The 15,242-nt window shown below is 71.3% G+C and carries 14 protein-coding genes; 13 read left to right on the top strand and 1 reads right to left on the bottom strand.

Annotated elements, in window-relative coordinates; genetic code table 11:
• Positions 1-103: 103 nt before the first annotated feature.
• The 9 genes from IEY91_RS18430 to IEY91_RS18390 all read left to right on the top strand — a co-directional run bounded on the left by IEY91_RS18430 (position 104) and on the right by IEY91_RS18390 (position 10,617).
• On the top strand, positions 104-373 hold the full coding sequence (locus IEY91_RS18430) for a DUF397 domain-containing protein (protein WP_189174852.1): 270 nt from the start codon (positions 104-106) through the stop codon (positions 371-373).
• 64 nt (positions 374-437) lie between these two features.
• Positions 438-968, top strand: a complete 531-nt coding sequence (locus tag IEY91_RS18425; protein WP_229697068.1) for a GNAT family N-acetyltransferase — start codon at positions 438-440, stop codon at positions 966-968.
• A gap of 167 nt (positions 969-1,135) precedes the next feature.
• The gene (locus IEY91_RS18420) at positions 1,136-3,076 is read left to right on the top strand and encodes a hypothetical protein (protein WP_229697111.1); all 1,941 of its coding nucleotides are present in this window, start codon (positions 1,136-1,138) and stop codon (positions 3,074-3,076) included.
• 330 nt (positions 3,077-3,406) lie between these two features.
• Positions 3,407-3,715 carry a DUF8827 family protein gene (locus IEY91_RS18415; RefSeq protein WP_164323377.1) on the top strand — a complete coding sequence of 103 codons (309 nt, stop codon included), beginning with the start codon at positions 3,407-3,409 and terminating at the stop codon, positions 3,713-3,715.
• Positions 3,716-3,877: 162 nt separating this feature from the next.
• A complete protein-coding gene (locus IEY91_RS18410; protein ID WP_189174851.1) occupies positions 3,878-4,714 on the top strand; it encodes a DUF8175 domain-containg protein in 837 nt (278 codons plus the stop codon).
• The gene (locus IEY91_RS18405; protein WP_189174850.1) at positions 4,704-6,038 is read left to right on the top strand and encodes a hypothetical protein; all 1,335 of its coding nucleotides are present in this window, start codon (positions 4,704-4,706) and stop codon (positions 6,036-6,038) included. The genes IEY91_RS18410 and IEY91_RS18405 overlap by 11 nt, the downstream gene beginning before the upstream one ends.
• Complete coding sequence (locus IEY91_RS18400; RefSeq protein WP_164323371.1) at positions 6,035-7,594, top strand: SCO6880 family protein; 1,560 nt, start codon at positions 6,035-6,037, stop codon at positions 7,592-7,594. The genes IEY91_RS18405 and IEY91_RS18400 overlap by 4 nt, the downstream gene beginning before the upstream one ends.
• A gap of 28 nt (positions 7,595-7,622) precedes the next feature.
• Entirely contained in the window at positions 7,623-9,041 is a 1,419-nt protein-coding gene (locus IEY91_RS18395) for an ATP-binding protein (RefSeq protein ID WP_189174849.1), read from the top strand.
• A gap of 1 nt (position 9,042) precedes the next feature.
• A complete protein-coding gene (locus IEY91_RS18390; protein WP_229697067.1) occupies positions 9,043-10,617 on the top strand; it encodes a type IV secretory system conjugative DNA transfer family protein in 1,575 nt (524 codons plus the stop codon).
• A gap of 78 nt (positions 10,618-10,695) precedes the next feature.
• On the opposite strand, the gene IEY91_RS18385 is transcribed toward IEY91_RS18390, so the two are convergent.
• On the bottom strand, positions 10,696-11,262 hold the full coding sequence (locus IEY91_RS18385; protein WP_164323366.1) for a GNAT family N-acetyltransferase: 567 nt from the start codon (positions 11,260-11,262) through the stop codon (positions 10,696-10,698).
• A gap of 163 nt (positions 11,263-11,425) precedes the next feature.
• Here IEY91_RS18385 and IEY91_RS18380 point away from each other — a divergent pair, with 163 nt between their 5' ends.
• Genes IEY91_RS18380 through IEY91_RS18365 form a run of 4 tightly spaced genes read left to right on the top strand, consistent with a single transcriptional unit; the run spans position 11,426 to position 15,146 of the window.
• On the top strand, positions 11,426-12,364 hold the full coding sequence (locus IEY91_RS18380) for an ATP-binding cassette domain-containing protein (protein WP_189174848.1): 939 nt from the start codon (positions 11,426-11,428) through the stop codon (positions 12,362-12,364).
• Positions 12,361-13,158: an ABC transporter permease gene (locus IEY91_RS18375; protein ID WP_189174847.1), complete on the top strand. Its 798-nt coding sequence runs from the start codon at positions 12,361-12,363 to the stop codon at positions 13,156-13,158. Before IEY91_RS18380 ends, IEY91_RS18375 begins: the two co-directional genes overlap by 4 nt.
• Positions 13,159-13,197: 39 nt before the next feature.
• A complete protein-coding gene (locus tag IEY91_RS18370; protein WP_229697066.1) occupies positions 13,198-14,472 on the top strand; it encodes a sensor histidine kinase in 1,275 nt (424 codons plus the stop codon).
• A complete protein-coding gene (locus IEY91_RS18365) occupies positions 14,469-15,146 on the top strand; it encodes a response regulator (RefSeq protein ID WP_164323359.1) in 678 nt (225 codons plus the stop codon). Before IEY91_RS18370 ends, IEY91_RS18365 begins: the two co-directional genes overlap by 4 nt.
• Positions 15,147-15,242: the final 96 nt, after the last annotated feature.

The raw sequence follows: 15,242 nt of genomic DNA, 5'->3' as shown, positions 1-15,242 counted from the left end.
GCGGCACCCCGCCCGCAGGCGGCTTCGGACGCGCCGGGGCGGGCGCGGCGGATCACTGACAGCGCGCCACCCCGAAGCGCGCCACCTCCGCGATACTTCCGCCATGGCCGACGACACCCACCCCGAACCCCTGACCTGGGTCCGCGCCGCCCCCGACGACGAGGAGGGCCCCGGCCCCTGGATCGAGATCGCCTTCGGCCCCGCCGACACGGTCCACCTCCGCACGACGGACGACCCGGACAACGTCGTCACGACGACACACGTGAAGTGGGAGGCGTTCGTACTGGGCGTACGGGCGGGCGAGTTCGACCACTTCGTGGAAGGGGTGGGAGGGGCGGGAGGGGCGGACAACCCGGGGCACCCACCTTCCTGACGGATCGCCATAGAGACGTACCGGCATCGGGCATGACCCGGACGGGGACGGTTAGGAATCCGGCGTGACCACATCCCTTCCGGCCCTTCGCCACGCCCTGCCCCGCGACCACGCCGCCGTCGTCGCCGCCGTACAGACCTGGTGGACCGACCGCAGCCCCGCCGAGATGCGGGAACTCTCGCTGTTGCTGCCGAAGTTGTTTCTGCAGTTCTTCTCGCGTACGAGTCTCGTCTGCGAGGAAGAGGGCGCGGTGCGCGCGTTTCTGGTCGGTCTGCATCCGCCGGACGCTCCGGACGAGGCGTACATCCACTTCGTCGGCGTGGATCCGGCGCTGCGGGGGCGGGGCGCGGGGCGGGAGTTGTACGAGGCGTTCTTCCGGGGGGCGGTGGCGGAGGGGCGCACGGTGGTGCGGGCGGTGACCTCGCCGTCGAATGCCCGGTCCATCGCGTTTCACCGGGCCATGGGGTTCGGGATCGAGCCGGGTGACGCGGTCGGTCCCGGCGGGGTCTCCGTGCACACCGACTACGACGGGCCAGGGCTCGACCGGGTCTGCTTCCTGCGGCGGCTCGACGGGGGCCCTGGCCTGATCCGCTGACCGGAAACAGCCCGTGACGAGCGATTGACGGAGCGCCAACTTTCGTCGACTGTAGGGGAATTGGGGGGCGTGGAGTTGGGGGTGCGCCCCTTGGTCGGTTGATCGAATGGTTGGTCCGTCGGTCGACTGATCGGATTTCTGCGTCCTGAGGCTGGGGGGAGCCGACGATGGGAGCCAACGAACCCGAGGACAGGCCGGTGCCGGAGGACAGGCCCGCGTCCGGGGACAGCCCTGCGCCCGAGGACAGGCGGCCTGCCGGGGACCGGCCCGTGCCCGAGGACGGCCCGGGCGGCTTCGGCCCGCCCCCGCCGCCACACACACCGCACGCGCCGCAGACACCGCACGCGCCTGCCCAGTCCGCCCCGCAACCCTCGGCAGCACCGCTGCCCCCAGCGGCCCCTCAACCACCCGCCACACCCACCTATCCAGCCACGCCCACCCCACCCCCACCCACGTACGCCCCCACAAGCCCCTCACCCCCCGCCACCGCCTACGGCCCGCCCCAACCACCCACCGCCCAGGCCTCCACCGCCCAGCCCACCGCACCCCCACCCCCTCCCTACGGCACCCCCGAACTCCTGGAACCCCACACACCCCCCAAGGCACCCCCGTCGGCCCCCGCCCCGCACGAGCCCCTGCGCCCCCTCGCCGCCGCCCTGCTCAACCTCGCCGGGCTCGGGCTCGGTTATGTGCTGATCCGGGCCTGGCTGCCGGCCGCTCTGTGCTGGGTGGCCACCGCCGCGCTGCTTCTGGTGGCGCTGCCCGCGGATGTGGACGGGGTTCCGGGCGGCGCGCTCCTCGGGTATCTGGCGGTGCTCGTGCTCGCCGCCGCCGACGCCGCCCGCAGGGCCCGTCGCGCGCCCATCGGGTGGCGGCTGCGCGCTCCGCTGGCCGTCGGGCTCGGCGTCGTCCTGCTCGCCGTCCCGGCCTCGTCGGCGTTCGCGTACGAAGCCGCCAAGGACGAGGCCGTGGAAGAGATGCTGCTCGACCGCCTCGACAAGGCCGACGGGATCGTCAAGGCGCAGGAGGGCCGCCCGTTCACGGCCTCCGAGAGCGACTACCGCACCGCGATGGGCCTCTACCGCGGCCTCCTTCGCGACCACGCGGACTCCCGCGCCGCCGACCGCGTCCCCGACCGCCTCGACGCGTACTACAAGTCCGTCGCCGCGCCGTACGCCGACAAGCAGTACTGCGACGCCATCGAGCCGCTGAAGTACCTGCGCACCCTGCCCGGCACCGTCGGCGAAGACCGCCTCGGCCGCCTCGCCGGCTGGCCCGACGACCGGCTCGCCGACTCCTACTACGCGTGCGGCACGTCCTCCCTCGGCAAGACCGGCGGCGGCGCCGACCTTCGGGAACTCCTCGACACCTTCCCCAAGTCCGACGCCGCGGCCAAGGTCGCGCCCGCCGTCCGCGGCGCCATCGACGCCCGTGCCGCCGACGTCAAGGGCGCCGACCCCTGCACCGCCACCCAGGAGCTGCGCGCCATCCGCACCACCGCCCAGTCCCTGCCCGACGCCACCGGCGGCCCCCTCGCCGCCAAGGCCACCGGCGCCGTCGAACCCGGCGTCTACGCCTGCGGCGTCGACGAGTTCAAGGACGGCAGGTACTCCGAGGCCGCCAAGACCCTCGACGGCTTCGCCGACACGTACAAGGGCAGCGGCAAGCGCGAGCGCGCCCGCACCATCGCCATCGCCGCCGAGGTCGCCGCCGCCCGCCCGCAGGCCGGCGGCAAGCTGCCCGCGCAGCGCGGGCCCGGCTCCGGACAGGAGTTCGTCTTCAAGAACGACGGCCCGTCCCCCGTCGAGGTCCTGTTCACAGGACCCGTCACCGGCAGCCTCAAACTCGGCGCCTGCGCGGGCTGCTCCACGTACGACAGCAGGGCCGAAGGCCGCGCCAAGGCCTGCAAGTCGAGCGGCAAGAGCTACCCGCAGAAGACCCTGCGCCTGCCCTCCGGCGAGTACCACTTCCTCTACAAGCGCGGCACCGGCACCACCGGCCTGGTCCGCGACCACAGCGACGGCGCCAAGGTCCAGGGCGGGTACCGCTACACGGACTGCGCGTACGTCGTCAGCGGCGGCATCGGCGGGTTCGACGGCCTGAGCTAGCGACCTCGGTGATGGGCTGACGCCCCGTCTGGGAGCCCTGGTTCACCCCTGCCTGAGTTGACGTCAGCGGCCACGCCGGACATTCATTGCCCGGGGTCACCCCGCGTGATACACAGAGTGACCATACGTTCCTTCGTATAACGTTCTGCGCCTGCCGCCGAACGGCTACGTGGGCTGCGTACGACGAAACGTACGAAGTCGGCCAACAAATGACGTCAAGGCGGCACGCGCCGAGCCGATTGTCGGCGAGAATGACTCCGTCCTCTGCACTGCGGTAGGCAGAGGTGGGCAATGGCGCGAGAACAACCCACTAGGGGCGGTGAGTTACACATGCTTATGGCAGCTGAGAAGGGCGACATCAACACCATCATCGGTGGGATCGCCCCCGACTGGGGCCCCTTCGGGAGCCTGGGCAATGAGGCGCGCGTGATGATCGAGGTCGTGATGGCTGTCGCCATCCTGCTGTGTCTCGGCATCGCGATCTGGGGCGCGGCCAAGCAGCGGATCGGTGCGACGGCGCTGCGCGACACCTTCAGCGCGGAGCAGGGCAAAGGCCTGATCGTCGCCGGGCTCACCGGCGTCTTCATCATCGGCTCGCTGGGCACGCTGTTCACCATCGTGTACGGCATGGCGGTCTGACCCTCTTCCCCACCCGTCCGTCGCGCCCACCGGCTGAGGTTGCAACTCCCTGATGTCGAGTCACCACACCGCGCCCGCGCGGGAACCAGCACGGCTACCGTCGTATCTGGTGTATCCGGCGGACCGCGCGGTCAAGCACGAGGTTGAGGGGACGTACGCGGCATGAGCGATGACGATGACCTCTTCGGCGGTACGGGCGAGACCCGGACGCGACTCCCCGAGGGCGACGGCGCCGACGGTTACGGGTCCGCGCGCAGATCCGGGCGCTCCGCGGGCCGTTCCCCCTCGCGCAGCGTCGTCACCGTCATCGGCGTCGTGGTCCTCCTCATCGCGGCGATCGCCTTCGCCAACCGGGACGATTCGTCGTCCGACGGGGGGGACGACGGGGGCGGGGGCGGTGGGTCGAAGGCGGCCCCTACGGCCCCGACCGGCGAGAAGCCGGTGACCGGCAAACACGGCGGGATCCCCGGGGGCTTCGCCCGCTCCCAGCAAGGTGCGCAGTCCGCCGCCTCCAACTACGCGGTGGCGCTGGTGTCCGCGGACATCCTCAAGCCCGATCTCCGGAGCGGCATCGTCAAGCGGCTCTTCGTCGCCGACAAGGTGACCGAACTGGAGAAGCGGTTCGACAAGACGTACTCCAAGGGCTTCCTGGAGAAGGTCGGCCTGGATGCGAACGGCGACCCCCAGTCCGGCCAGACGTACGTCTCCCGCACGGTGCCCGTCGGCAGCAAGACCACCGCGTACACCGACGACAAGGCCACGGTGCAGGTCTGGTGCACGGGCGCCTTCGGCACGGCGGGCGAGAACACGACGAATCCGGTCACGAACGACTGGTTCACCATGACGCTGAACCTGCGGTGGGCCGACGGCGACTGGAAAGTCGAACGCTTCAGCTCGAAGGACGGCCCCTCGCCGGTGAACGGCGACAACAAGGTCTCCACAGCCGACGACATCGCCAAAGCCATCGAGGAGTACGGAGGGTTCACGTATGCCCGCTAGCCGACGCGTACTGAAGCTCACCGCCTCCGCGGCCGCCGCACAGACCGCAGTCGTCCTGCTGGCTTCGCGTGCCTACGCGGCGCCCGACCCCGACGACGACAAGTGCGACCTCATCGTCGGCCCCGCCAAGAAGTACTGCGAACAAGGCGAAGGCGGCGGAGGAGGAGGCGGCGGGGGCGCCCCCAAATCCCCCGCCGACGACGGCGCCTTCTCCCGGCTCGACCCCCTCTCCTCCCTAGCCCGAGGCTTCGGCGACGCCGCGTCCTGGATCGTCAACAAGCTCACGGAGTACGTGAACGACACCGCAGCGGTGGACTTCACCAACGAGAGGTTCCTGCAGCAGTACGCCGTCGTGTTCGCCGCGTCGACCGTCCTGACCCTGATCGTGTGGCTGCTCGCCGTAGCCAAGCGCGCGATTCGCGGCGTACCGATGCTCACCGCGCTGTCGGAGGCCATCGGCTTCCTGTGGCTGACGGTGCTCGCGTCCGCGTTCACGCCGCTGATCCTGGCGACCATCGTGTCGGCGACCGACGGCATCTCCGAGGTGCTCGCGAAATCGGTGGGCGGCGAGACGGACAAGTTCTTCGGCACGTTCTCGCAGGCCCTGGACAAGGGCACGGACATCGGCGGCGGCCCGATCATGTTGATCGTCGTCTCCGCCGTGTCCATCGCCGCCGCGGGCATCCTCTGCCTGGAGCTGGTGATCCGCGCCGCCATGCTGTACGTCGGCGCGCTGCTCGGCACCGTCGTGTACTCGGGGCTCGTCGACAAGAACACCTGGGGCCGCATCCGCCGCTGGGCGGGCCTGATGATCGCGATCATCCTGGTGAAGCCGATCATTGTCATCGTGCTCGGGATCGCGGGCGCGCTGCAGGGCGAGGACGGGCCCGATTCGCTGTCGGCCGTCGTGTCGGGGCTCTCCGTCATCCTGCTCGCCATCTTCGCCAGCGCCTCCATCTACCGCTTCGTCCCCGGCTTCGGCGACGACATCATGACCACCCGCAACAACCGCCTCATGCGCGGCGCCGAGAACCGCGCCGCCACCGCCCTCAACTCGCCCGCCGCCTGGGTCGCCCAGGGCATCCGCACCCACAGCGCGCGCTCCAACGGCAAGGCGGGCGGCGGCAAGGCCGGCGGCGGCGACGCCCCGCCCCAGCCCGCCACGGCCAGCGCCGTCGGCAGCGGTGTGTCCACCCACGGCCACCGCTCGGGCTCGCCGAACGGCGGCGGAACCGCACCCCCACCCCGTACCAGCCCGTCGAACACCCCGCACGCGGGCAACCGACCGGGAAGTCCCAACCGCTCTGGAGGTGACGGGCGTTGACGACCCAGTCCCATGTGTCCCCACCGGTCACGCCCCGCCGCACCTATCTGATCGGCCGCGCCCGGCCGAACGCCATCATCGGCCGCAACCGCGAGACCGGCGAGATCGCCCTGATCATCGCCGGGGCGTTCCTCGGCATGATGTGCGGCATCTTCGTGCCCTACCTCTTCCCGCGCATCCTGCTGCTCATGGGCTTCCCGCTGCTGGCCATCGGCGCGGTGTACCTCCCGTACAAACAGCGCACGCTCTACAAGTGGTTCGAGATCAACCGCAGCTACAAGCGGTCCCTGCGGCACGGCACCGCCTACCGTTCGACCGCCGCCGAAGCGGGCGTACGCCTCGACGGCCGCGAGGTCGAGGTCGGCCCGCCGCCCGGCATCGGCCGCATCAACTGGCTGGCCGCGCCCTTCGGCCCCGACGAGATCGCCGTGCTCCTGCACGCCGACCGGCGCACCGTCACCGCCGCCATCGAGATCGAGGGCCCCGGCGTCGGCCTGCGCGACAGCGAGGACCAGGAGGCCCTCGTCGACCGCTTCGGCACGCTCCTCAAGCATGTCGCCAACGGCGACGGCTTCGTGACGCGCCTTCAGATGCTCGCGCGTACGCTGCCCGCCGACCCCGACGCGCACGCCAAGGACGTCTACAACCGCGGCGACGACCGCTCGCTGCCCTGGATCCAGCACTCCTACGAACAGCTCCAGTCGATGGTGTCCACCTCCAGCGAGCAGCACCGCGCCTACCTCATCGCCTGCATGCACTACTCCCGCGACCTCGCCGCCGAGGCCCAGGCCATGGCCCGCGCCTCGCGCCCGCAGGGCGGGAAAAGGCTCGACAAGGACGCCGGGCTCGCCGTCGTCATGGCCCGTGAGCTGACCGACATCTGCTCCCGCCTCCAGGAAGCCGACATCCGCGTCCGCCAGCCCCTCGGCCAGGGCCGCCTCGCCTCCCTCGTGCACTCCATGTACGACCCCGACCACCCCATCGACCACATCCAGGCCATGACCAAGCGCAACGCCTGGCCCGCCGAGCTCGACGCGATGGAGCCCACCTACCTCCAGGCGAAAACCCGCGAGTCCACAACGCGCGCCCCCTGGTGCCACGCCACGGCCTGGGTGAAGGAGTGGCCGATGACCCCGGTCGGCGTGAACTTCCTCGCGCCCCTCCTGGTCCACACCCCCGACGTCATCCGCACCGTCGCCGTCACCATGGACCTGGAGCCCACCGAGGTCGCCATCGAGCGGATGCTCACGGAGAAGACCAACGACGAGGCGGAGGCCAGCCGTCAGGCCAAGATGAACCGCACCGTCGACCCCCGCGACATCGCCTCGCACTCCCGCCTCGACCAGCGCGGCGAGGACCTGGCCAGCGGCGCCGCCGGCGTCAACCTCGTCGGCTACATCACGGTGTCGTCCCGCTCCCCCGAGGCCCTCGCCCGCGACAAGCGGACGATAAGGGCATCGGCCGGAAAGTCGTATCTGAAGCTGGAGTGGTGCGACCGCGAGCACCACCGGGCATTTGTGAACACGCTGCCGTTCGCTACCGGCATCCGGCGATGAACCACAACGGTAGGGGTGTGAAGGTGCGATGCGGGACCCGCTGACCGTCCTCACGGACACGTTCACGTCCTTCCTCTTCGGAAAGGTCGAGACGACCCGCCTGCCGGTGCGTACGTCGACGGGGCAGGCCCAGGCGGTCTATCTGCCGACGGCAGCGCCCGGCCTCGGCGACTCGGGCGTGATCATCGGCCGCGAGGTGTACTCCGGCAAGGGCTACATCTACGACCCGTTCCAGCTGTACGGCCAGCAGCTCCCGGCCCCGCACTGGCTGGTCCTCGGCGAGTCCGGCAACGGCAAGTCGGCCCTGGAGAAGACGTACGTCCTGCGGCAGTTGAGGTTCAAGGACCGCCAGGTCGTCGTCCTCGACGCACAGGGCGAGGACGGCGTCGGCGAGTGGAACCTCATCGCGCAGGAGCTCGGCATCACGCCCATCCGGCTCGACCCGACCGCCGCCCTCGACATGGGCATCCGCCTCAACCCCCTCGACCCGGCGATCACGACAACGGGCCAGCTCGCGCTGCTCCGTACGATCATCGAGGTCGCGATGGGCCACGGCCTGGACGAGCGCTCCGGCTTCGCCCTCAAGGTCGCGCACGCCTACGTCAACGAGACCATCGTCGACCGCCAGCCCGTCCTCACCGACATCGTCGAGCAACTGCGCCACCCCGAGCCTGAGTCGGCCGAGGCGATGAACGTCGCCATAGACGACGTCCGGGCCTGGGGCCTGGACGTGGCCCTGGTCCTCGACCGCCTCGTCGACGGCGACCTGCGCGGCATGTTCGACGGCCCCACGACCGTCGGCATCGACCTGGACGCCCCGCTCACCGTCTTCGACCTCTCCCACATCGACCGCAACTCCATCGCCATGCCCATCCTCATGGCGATCGTCGGCGTATGGCTGGAGCACACCTGGATCCGCCCCGATCGGAAGAAGCGCATCTTCCTCGTCGAGGAGGCCTGGCACATCATCAACTCGCCCTTCGTGGCGCAGCTGTTCCAGCGCCTGCTGAAGTTCGGCCGCCGCCTGGGTCTGTCGTTCGTCGCCGTCGTCCACCACCTCTCCGACGTCGTCGACGGCGCCGCCGCGAAGGAAGCCGCCGCCATCCTGAAGATGGCGTCCACCCGCACCATCTACGCCCAGAAGGCCGACGAGGCCCGCGCCACAGGCCGCGTCCTCGGCCTGCCCCGCTGGGCCGTCGAGATCATCCCCACGCTGACCCCCGGCATCGCCGTCTGGGACGTCAACGGCAACGTCCAAGTGGTGAAGCACCTGATCACGGACACGGAACGCCCCCTGGTCTTCACCGACCGCGCCATGACGGAGTCCACGAGCGACCTCGCCGACGACGCGCTCGCGGCGGCCGAACGGGAGGCGGAGGAAAGGGCCGCGTACATGGAACAGCAGATGGGCGACGGACCCGCCGGCTCCCGGTCGACGGTGGCCTGACATGGGGCGGGAACGGCGCGGGCAGGGTCCGGGCGGTCAGGGCTCCGGGCAGGGCTCCGGCGGCGGTCAGGGCACGGGCGGGCGCGGCGGCGTGCCGGACGGTCTGCTCGTCGGCGGCCTCGCCTTCGTGCTCGGCATGGTCGTCCTGATCTGGTCGTCCACGGGCATCGGCGCCTGGTGGGCGCACGGCGAGTGGCCCGAGGGCGTCACCTTCGGCAAGACACCGCCCGCCGTACGCCACCTCGCCCAGCAGCCGCACGACGTCGCCGGCGCCTGGCCCGACACCCCCGCCACCCAGCTCTCCGGCTACGGCCTGCTCTGGGGCTTCCTCATCGGCCAGGTCATGGTCCTCATCGTCCTCACGGTCTTCGTCATGGGGACGGTCACACGCTTCAGAGCGGTACGCAGAGCCCGCCGCGCGGAAGCCGCGAAGCCGAGGGACCGGGAGGCTCCGGCCCAGGAGGTTCCGACCCAGGAGAAGGCGGACCCGGCACCTGTCGTACGTGAGTCTCCTCCACGTGAGGAGACTGCTCCCGCTCCCGCTCCCGCTCCCGCTGCCGCCGCGGACGCCGAGGTCGACGCCCCGGTGGAAACCCTCGCCCCGGCGCCCGCCACGGTCCCCCTGGACAAGACTCCGACGGTCCCCACCCCCCGTACCCCCCTGGTCCTGGGCACCCCCGAAACCCGCCGCCCCCTGGCAGCCCAGGCCATCGCGGACGCGGAGTCCGCCGCCCTGGTCATCACCTCGGACCCCACCCTGTGGGAGGAGACGAAGGACGCGCGGGCGAAGCTCGGCCCCGTCCTGGTCTACGACCCCTCGCACCTCTGCGACACCCCGGCCCGCCTCCACTGGCCCCCCACCACCGGCTGCGAGGACAACACCACGGCCGCCCATCGGGCGAGATCCCTCCTCGCCCCGATAAGGCCGAGCGCCAAGCTGGACACCGCGGTGGCCGACACCGCCGAAACCCTGCTCCGCAGCTTCCTGCACGCCGCCGCGGTCGACGGCCGCAACATCAAACACGTACACCGCTGGGCCCAGGGCACCCAGGTCCAGGACGCCGTCCGCGTCCTGCGCACGCACCCCAAGGCGGCCTCGGGCGCGGCGGGCGAGCTGGAGTCGGCCCTCACCGCGCACACCGAACGCCGGGACATCGCACAGGAGTTGACGGCCCGCGCCCTCGCCGCCCTGTTCACGGTGAACGTACGCGAGTCCTGCACACCGAACCGAACCGACGCCCTCACCCTGGATTCCTTCATCGATGAAGGGGGCACGCTCTTCGTGGTGGGTGAGGCGATCGAGGACCCCAAGACCAACCCCGGCGCCATGCCGCTCCTGACGGCACTCGCCTCCAGCGTGGTCGAGCACGGCCGGCGCATGGCCGAACGGTCATCCTCCGGTCGGCTCGACCCACCAGTCACGCTCGTCCTCGACGACGTGGCGGCGGTCGCCCCGCTCCCGCAACTGCCGGAGCTGCTCGCCGGCGGAGCCGAGCGGGGCATGCCCACGCTGGCCCTGCTCCGCTCCCGCGAGCAGGGCCGAGCGCGCTGGCCGCACGACGAACTGACCGGCTGACCGCCGACCGCCGACTATCTGTTCTGACTAAAACGAGCGTTCTATCCAGCCCGCGAAGAGGTCAAGGACACCAGGTGGTCAGGCGCCCGACCGCTCGAGCACCATCTCCCGCTCCCGCGCCCCCGGATCCCCGGGCACGGGCGCGACCTCCCCGCTCGGTACGAACCCGAACTTCCGGTAGAACGCCTCCGCGCGCGGATTGCCCTCGTGCACATAGAGCCGCACCCGCTCGACCCCGGCCCCCTCGCCCTCCGGCGCCCGCGCCCAGTCGACCGCCGCCGAGAACAGCGCCTCGGTGACCCCCGTACCCCGGTGCTCGGCCCGCACGAAGACCCCCACGAGGTGCGCCTGCCGCACCAGGACGCCACCGCCGAGCGCACCCTGCGTACCCGGCTCCTCGATCAGCACGGTCACCGAGCCCGCCCAGCCGCCGTCCGGCCCCTCGGCGATGAACTGCCGCACGGACCCGCCCGGCGCGGCCGCCCCCTCGGCACGCTCCTGCCAGAAGGTGTCGGTCCGCGCGGCGGCGTTCTCGTACGTCTCCAAGAAGGCGACCGGGGCCGCCGGGTCCCGCAGGGCGAGGAGTCGCAGGTCACGGACCTTCTGCCATTCGTCGGCGCGCACGGGGCGTATGAGGTGTTCCATACACCGATCTTGGGTGGCGGACCGGCAGCACGCAACGCAATTCACCCGCACCCCGGCGTCGTACCACCGGCCGTGCCCCCGTCGTACCCCGGTACTACCCGCCGCCCGACGAAGAGACCCCGGTCCGACGCGCCCGCCCCCGCCCCGCCGCGACGATCGACCCATGATTCGGGCACACGGACTCACCAAACGCTACGGCGGCAAGCGCCCCAAGACCGCCGTCGACGACCTCACCTTCGAGGTCCGCCCCGGCACCGTCACCGGCTTCCTCGGCCCCAACGGCGCCGGCAAGTCCACGACCATGCGGATGCTCCTCGGCCTTGACGCGCCGACGGCCGGGCGCTGCACCGTCGGCGGCCGCGCGTACACCGCGCACAGCGCGCCCCTGACACAGGTCGGCGCGCTCCTGGAGGCCCGCTCCATCCACCCGGGCCGCTCCGCGTACCACCACCTGATGGCGCTCGCGCACACCCACGGCATCCCGGCCTCGCGCGTCCGGGACGTCCTGGACACGACCGGCCTCACGGACGTCGCGGGTCGCCGCGTGAAGGGCTTCTCGCTCGGCATGGGCCAGCGCCTCGGCATCGCGGCCGCCCTCCTCGGCGACCCCGGCACCCTCATCCTGGACGAGCCGGTCAACGGCCTCGACCCGGAGGGCGTGCTGTGGATCCGCAACCTCCTCAAGGCCCAGGCGGCCGAGGGCCGCACCGTCCTCGTCTCGTCGCACCTGATGAGCGAGATGGCGGTGACCGCCGACCACCTCATCATCATCGGCAGGGGCCGACTGCTCGCGGACACCACCGTCGAGCGCTTCGTACGCGACTCGGGCACCGGCTCCGTGAAGGTCGTCTCCCCGGCGGCGGCCCACCTGTCAGAGCTGCTCGCGGGCCCCGCGGTGACCATCACCAGCGACACCCCCGGCACCCTCGACGTCCGCGGCACAGACGCCGAACACATCGGCCGCACCGCCGCCGCCCACGCCATCCCCCTCTTCGAACTCACCCCGCAGACCGCCTCCCTGGAGCAGGCCTTCATGGACCTCACGCACGACTCGGTCGAGTACGTCACGTCCGGCCCCTCCCTGGCAGGAGCCGCCGCATGACCACCACCGACACCACCGCAGCCGCCCCCTCCCAGCCCTACCGCCTGACCCCGGCCGGGATCCTGCGCTCGGAGTGGCACAAACTCTGGACGCTGCGCACCACTTGGATCACCCTGCTCACCGCGACCGCCCTCGTGCTTGCCGTCGGCATCACCATGGGCAGCACGTACGACGGCGACGACTCCGAGGTCGACACGGTCGTCTTCGTCCTCTTCGGCACCCAGCTCTCCCAGATCTGCCTCGCCGTCCTCGGCATCCTGGTCACGGCGGGCGAGTACGCGACGGGCATGATCCGCGCCTCCCTGACCGCGGTCCCGCGCCGCCTGCCCGTCCTGTGGTCCAAGGCCGCGGTCTTCACGGCGGTCGCCTTCACGCTGTCCCTCGTCACGAACGTCGTCACGTTCCTGGTCGCCCAGATCTGGCTCGGCGGCACCGACAAGGAGCTGGCGCTCACCGACCCGGGCGTCCTCGGCGCCCTCACGGGCAGCGCCGCGGCCATCACCCTCCTGAGCCTGATCGCCCTCGGCCTCGGCGCGCTCCTCCGCTCGGTGCCCGGCGGCATCGGCGCGTTCGTCGGCGCCGTCCTGGTCCTGCCGGAGGTCCTCACGACGCTGCCCCTCGACGCGGTGGACACCGCGGTCAAGTACTTCCCGGCGCAGGCCTCCTCGTCCCTCGGCTCGATCACCCGCGTCGAGAACACGATCGCCCCGGGCGCGGGCCTGCTGTCCCTGGCCCTCTGGGCCGCGGCGATCCTCACGACGGCAGCACTGCTGCTCAGGCGCCGGGACGTATGAGGTCTTCGGTACGTGTGCGACGTGTACGAGGATGAAGGCGTGGCCAACGACCCGCACCCGCTCACCCGGCACCTGCAGCAACTCACCGAGCGGGCGCGCGCCTTCGACCGGCGCCGCCCGCTCGCCTGGGACGTGCTGCTCACGGGCTTCTTCGTGGTGGCCGCCGGCATCGACTACATGGGCGACGGCTGGCGCAACATCGCCGCCAACACCGATCTCCCCGACTGGCTGATCCTGGTCCTGACCCTCGGCATGTCGGTGCCGCTGCTGTGGCGCCGCAGCAGGCCGATGACGGTCCTCGCGGTGATGGTGGGGTTCGGCGCGGTCAACAGCGCGACGGGCGCGCTGCTCCAGGTCGCCCTGGTCCAGCTCATCGTCCTGTTCAACATCGCACTGAGGCTCCCGCTGAGGACGCTGGGGTGGGCGGGCCTGCTGACGACGGCGCCGGTGGTCGTGGGCTCCATCCGCTTCCCGAGAGGCAGTTGGGACCAGCAGGTCGTGCCGCAGGTGTGGGCGTACGCCATCGTCGCCCTCCTCGGCATCGCGGTGCGCTCACGACAGGACTACACGCGGGCCCTGGTCGAGCGCGCCCACCAGCTCGAGGTGGAACGCGACCAGCAGGCACGCCTTTCGGCCGCCGCCGAACGCACCCGCATCGCCCGCGAGATGCACGACATCATCGGCCACAACCTGTCGGTCATCACGGGCCTCGCCGACGGCGGCAAGTACGCGGCCGCCAAGTCCCCCGAGCGCGCCGCGCAGGCCCTCGACGCCATCGGCTCCACGAGCCGCCAGGCCCTCGCGGAGCTGCGCCGCCTCCTCGACGTACTGCGCGAGGAGGCACCCGAGGCCGCCGAACTCGCCCCGCAGCCCGCCCTCACCGACCTGGACCGCCTCATCGACGGCGTCCGCGCGGCGGGCCTGCCGGTCCGCGGCACCTTCCACGGCCACGCCGACTCCATGCCCCAGGGCCAGCAACTCACGGTGTACCGCGTGGTGCAGGAGGCCCTGACGAACACGATGAAGCACGCGGGGGCGGGGGTGACGGCGACGGTCGACGTCGCGTACGCCGAGGACGGGGTGACGGTGTCGGTCACGGACACGGGTCGGGCGGGCCCGCGCGGCGCTCCCTCCACCGACGCGGGTGCAGGTGCGGGTGCGGGCCGCGGCCTGACCGGCATGCGTGAACGAACCGCGTTGTACGCGGGCACACTTGAGGCCGGCCCGCGCCCGCACCCCGAACAGGGCTGGCAGGTCCGCCTCCACCTCCCCCGCACCTCCGCTCCCCTCGCTTCTAAGGAACCCGCTCAGTGACGACCGTCCTCATAGTCGACGACCAGCCTTTGCAGCGCTTCGGCTTCCGCATGCTCCTGGAGAGCCAGGACGACATGACGGTGGTGGGGGAGGGCGGCAACGGCACGGACGCGGTGCGGATGACGTCCGGCCTGCGCCCGGATGTGGTCCTGATGGACATCCGCATGCCCGACATGGACGGCATCGAGGCCACGCGGCGCATCGTCGCGTCGGGTTCCAGTACGCGGGTCCTGATCCTGACGACGTTCGACCTGGACGAGTACGCGTACGCGGGGCTGCGGGCGGGGGCGTCGGGTTTCCTCATCAAGGACGCGCTGCCGGAGGAGCTGTTGTCCGGGATACGTGCGGTGGCGACGGGCGACGCGGTGGTGGCGCCTCGTCTGACGCGGCGCCTCCTGGACACTTTCGTCGACCATTTGCCGGCCGGTCCGGACGCCGAGGCTTCCTCGGACCCCGGGAAGCACCCGCTCCTGTCGGCTCTGACGGACCGCGAGCGTCAGATCCTGACCGTCATCGGCCAGGGCTGGACGAATTCCGAGATCGCTGCCCGCCTGCACCTCGCGGAGTCGACGGTGAAAACGCATGTGGGCCGCATCCTCGCGAAGACGGGTGCGCGGGACCGGGTGCAGGCGGTCATTCTGGCGTACGACACAAAGCTGGTGCGGCCGTCCTGATCTCACCGAAAGCCCTGTGCTGCGGAAAGCCCCTGAACGCAGAAAACCCCCGTGCCGAATGGCACGGGGGTTTTCTCTACAATTAGTTCGGCGGCG

The organism is Streptomyces lasiicapitis, assembly GCF_014646335.1.
Classification (GTDB): Bacteria; Actinomycetota; Actinomycetes; order Streptomycetales; family Streptomycetaceae; genus Streptomyces; species Streptomyces lasiicapitis.
Note: the sequence above shows the minus strand (reverse complement) of the source record. Positions and strands in the feature narration are given on the sequence as shown.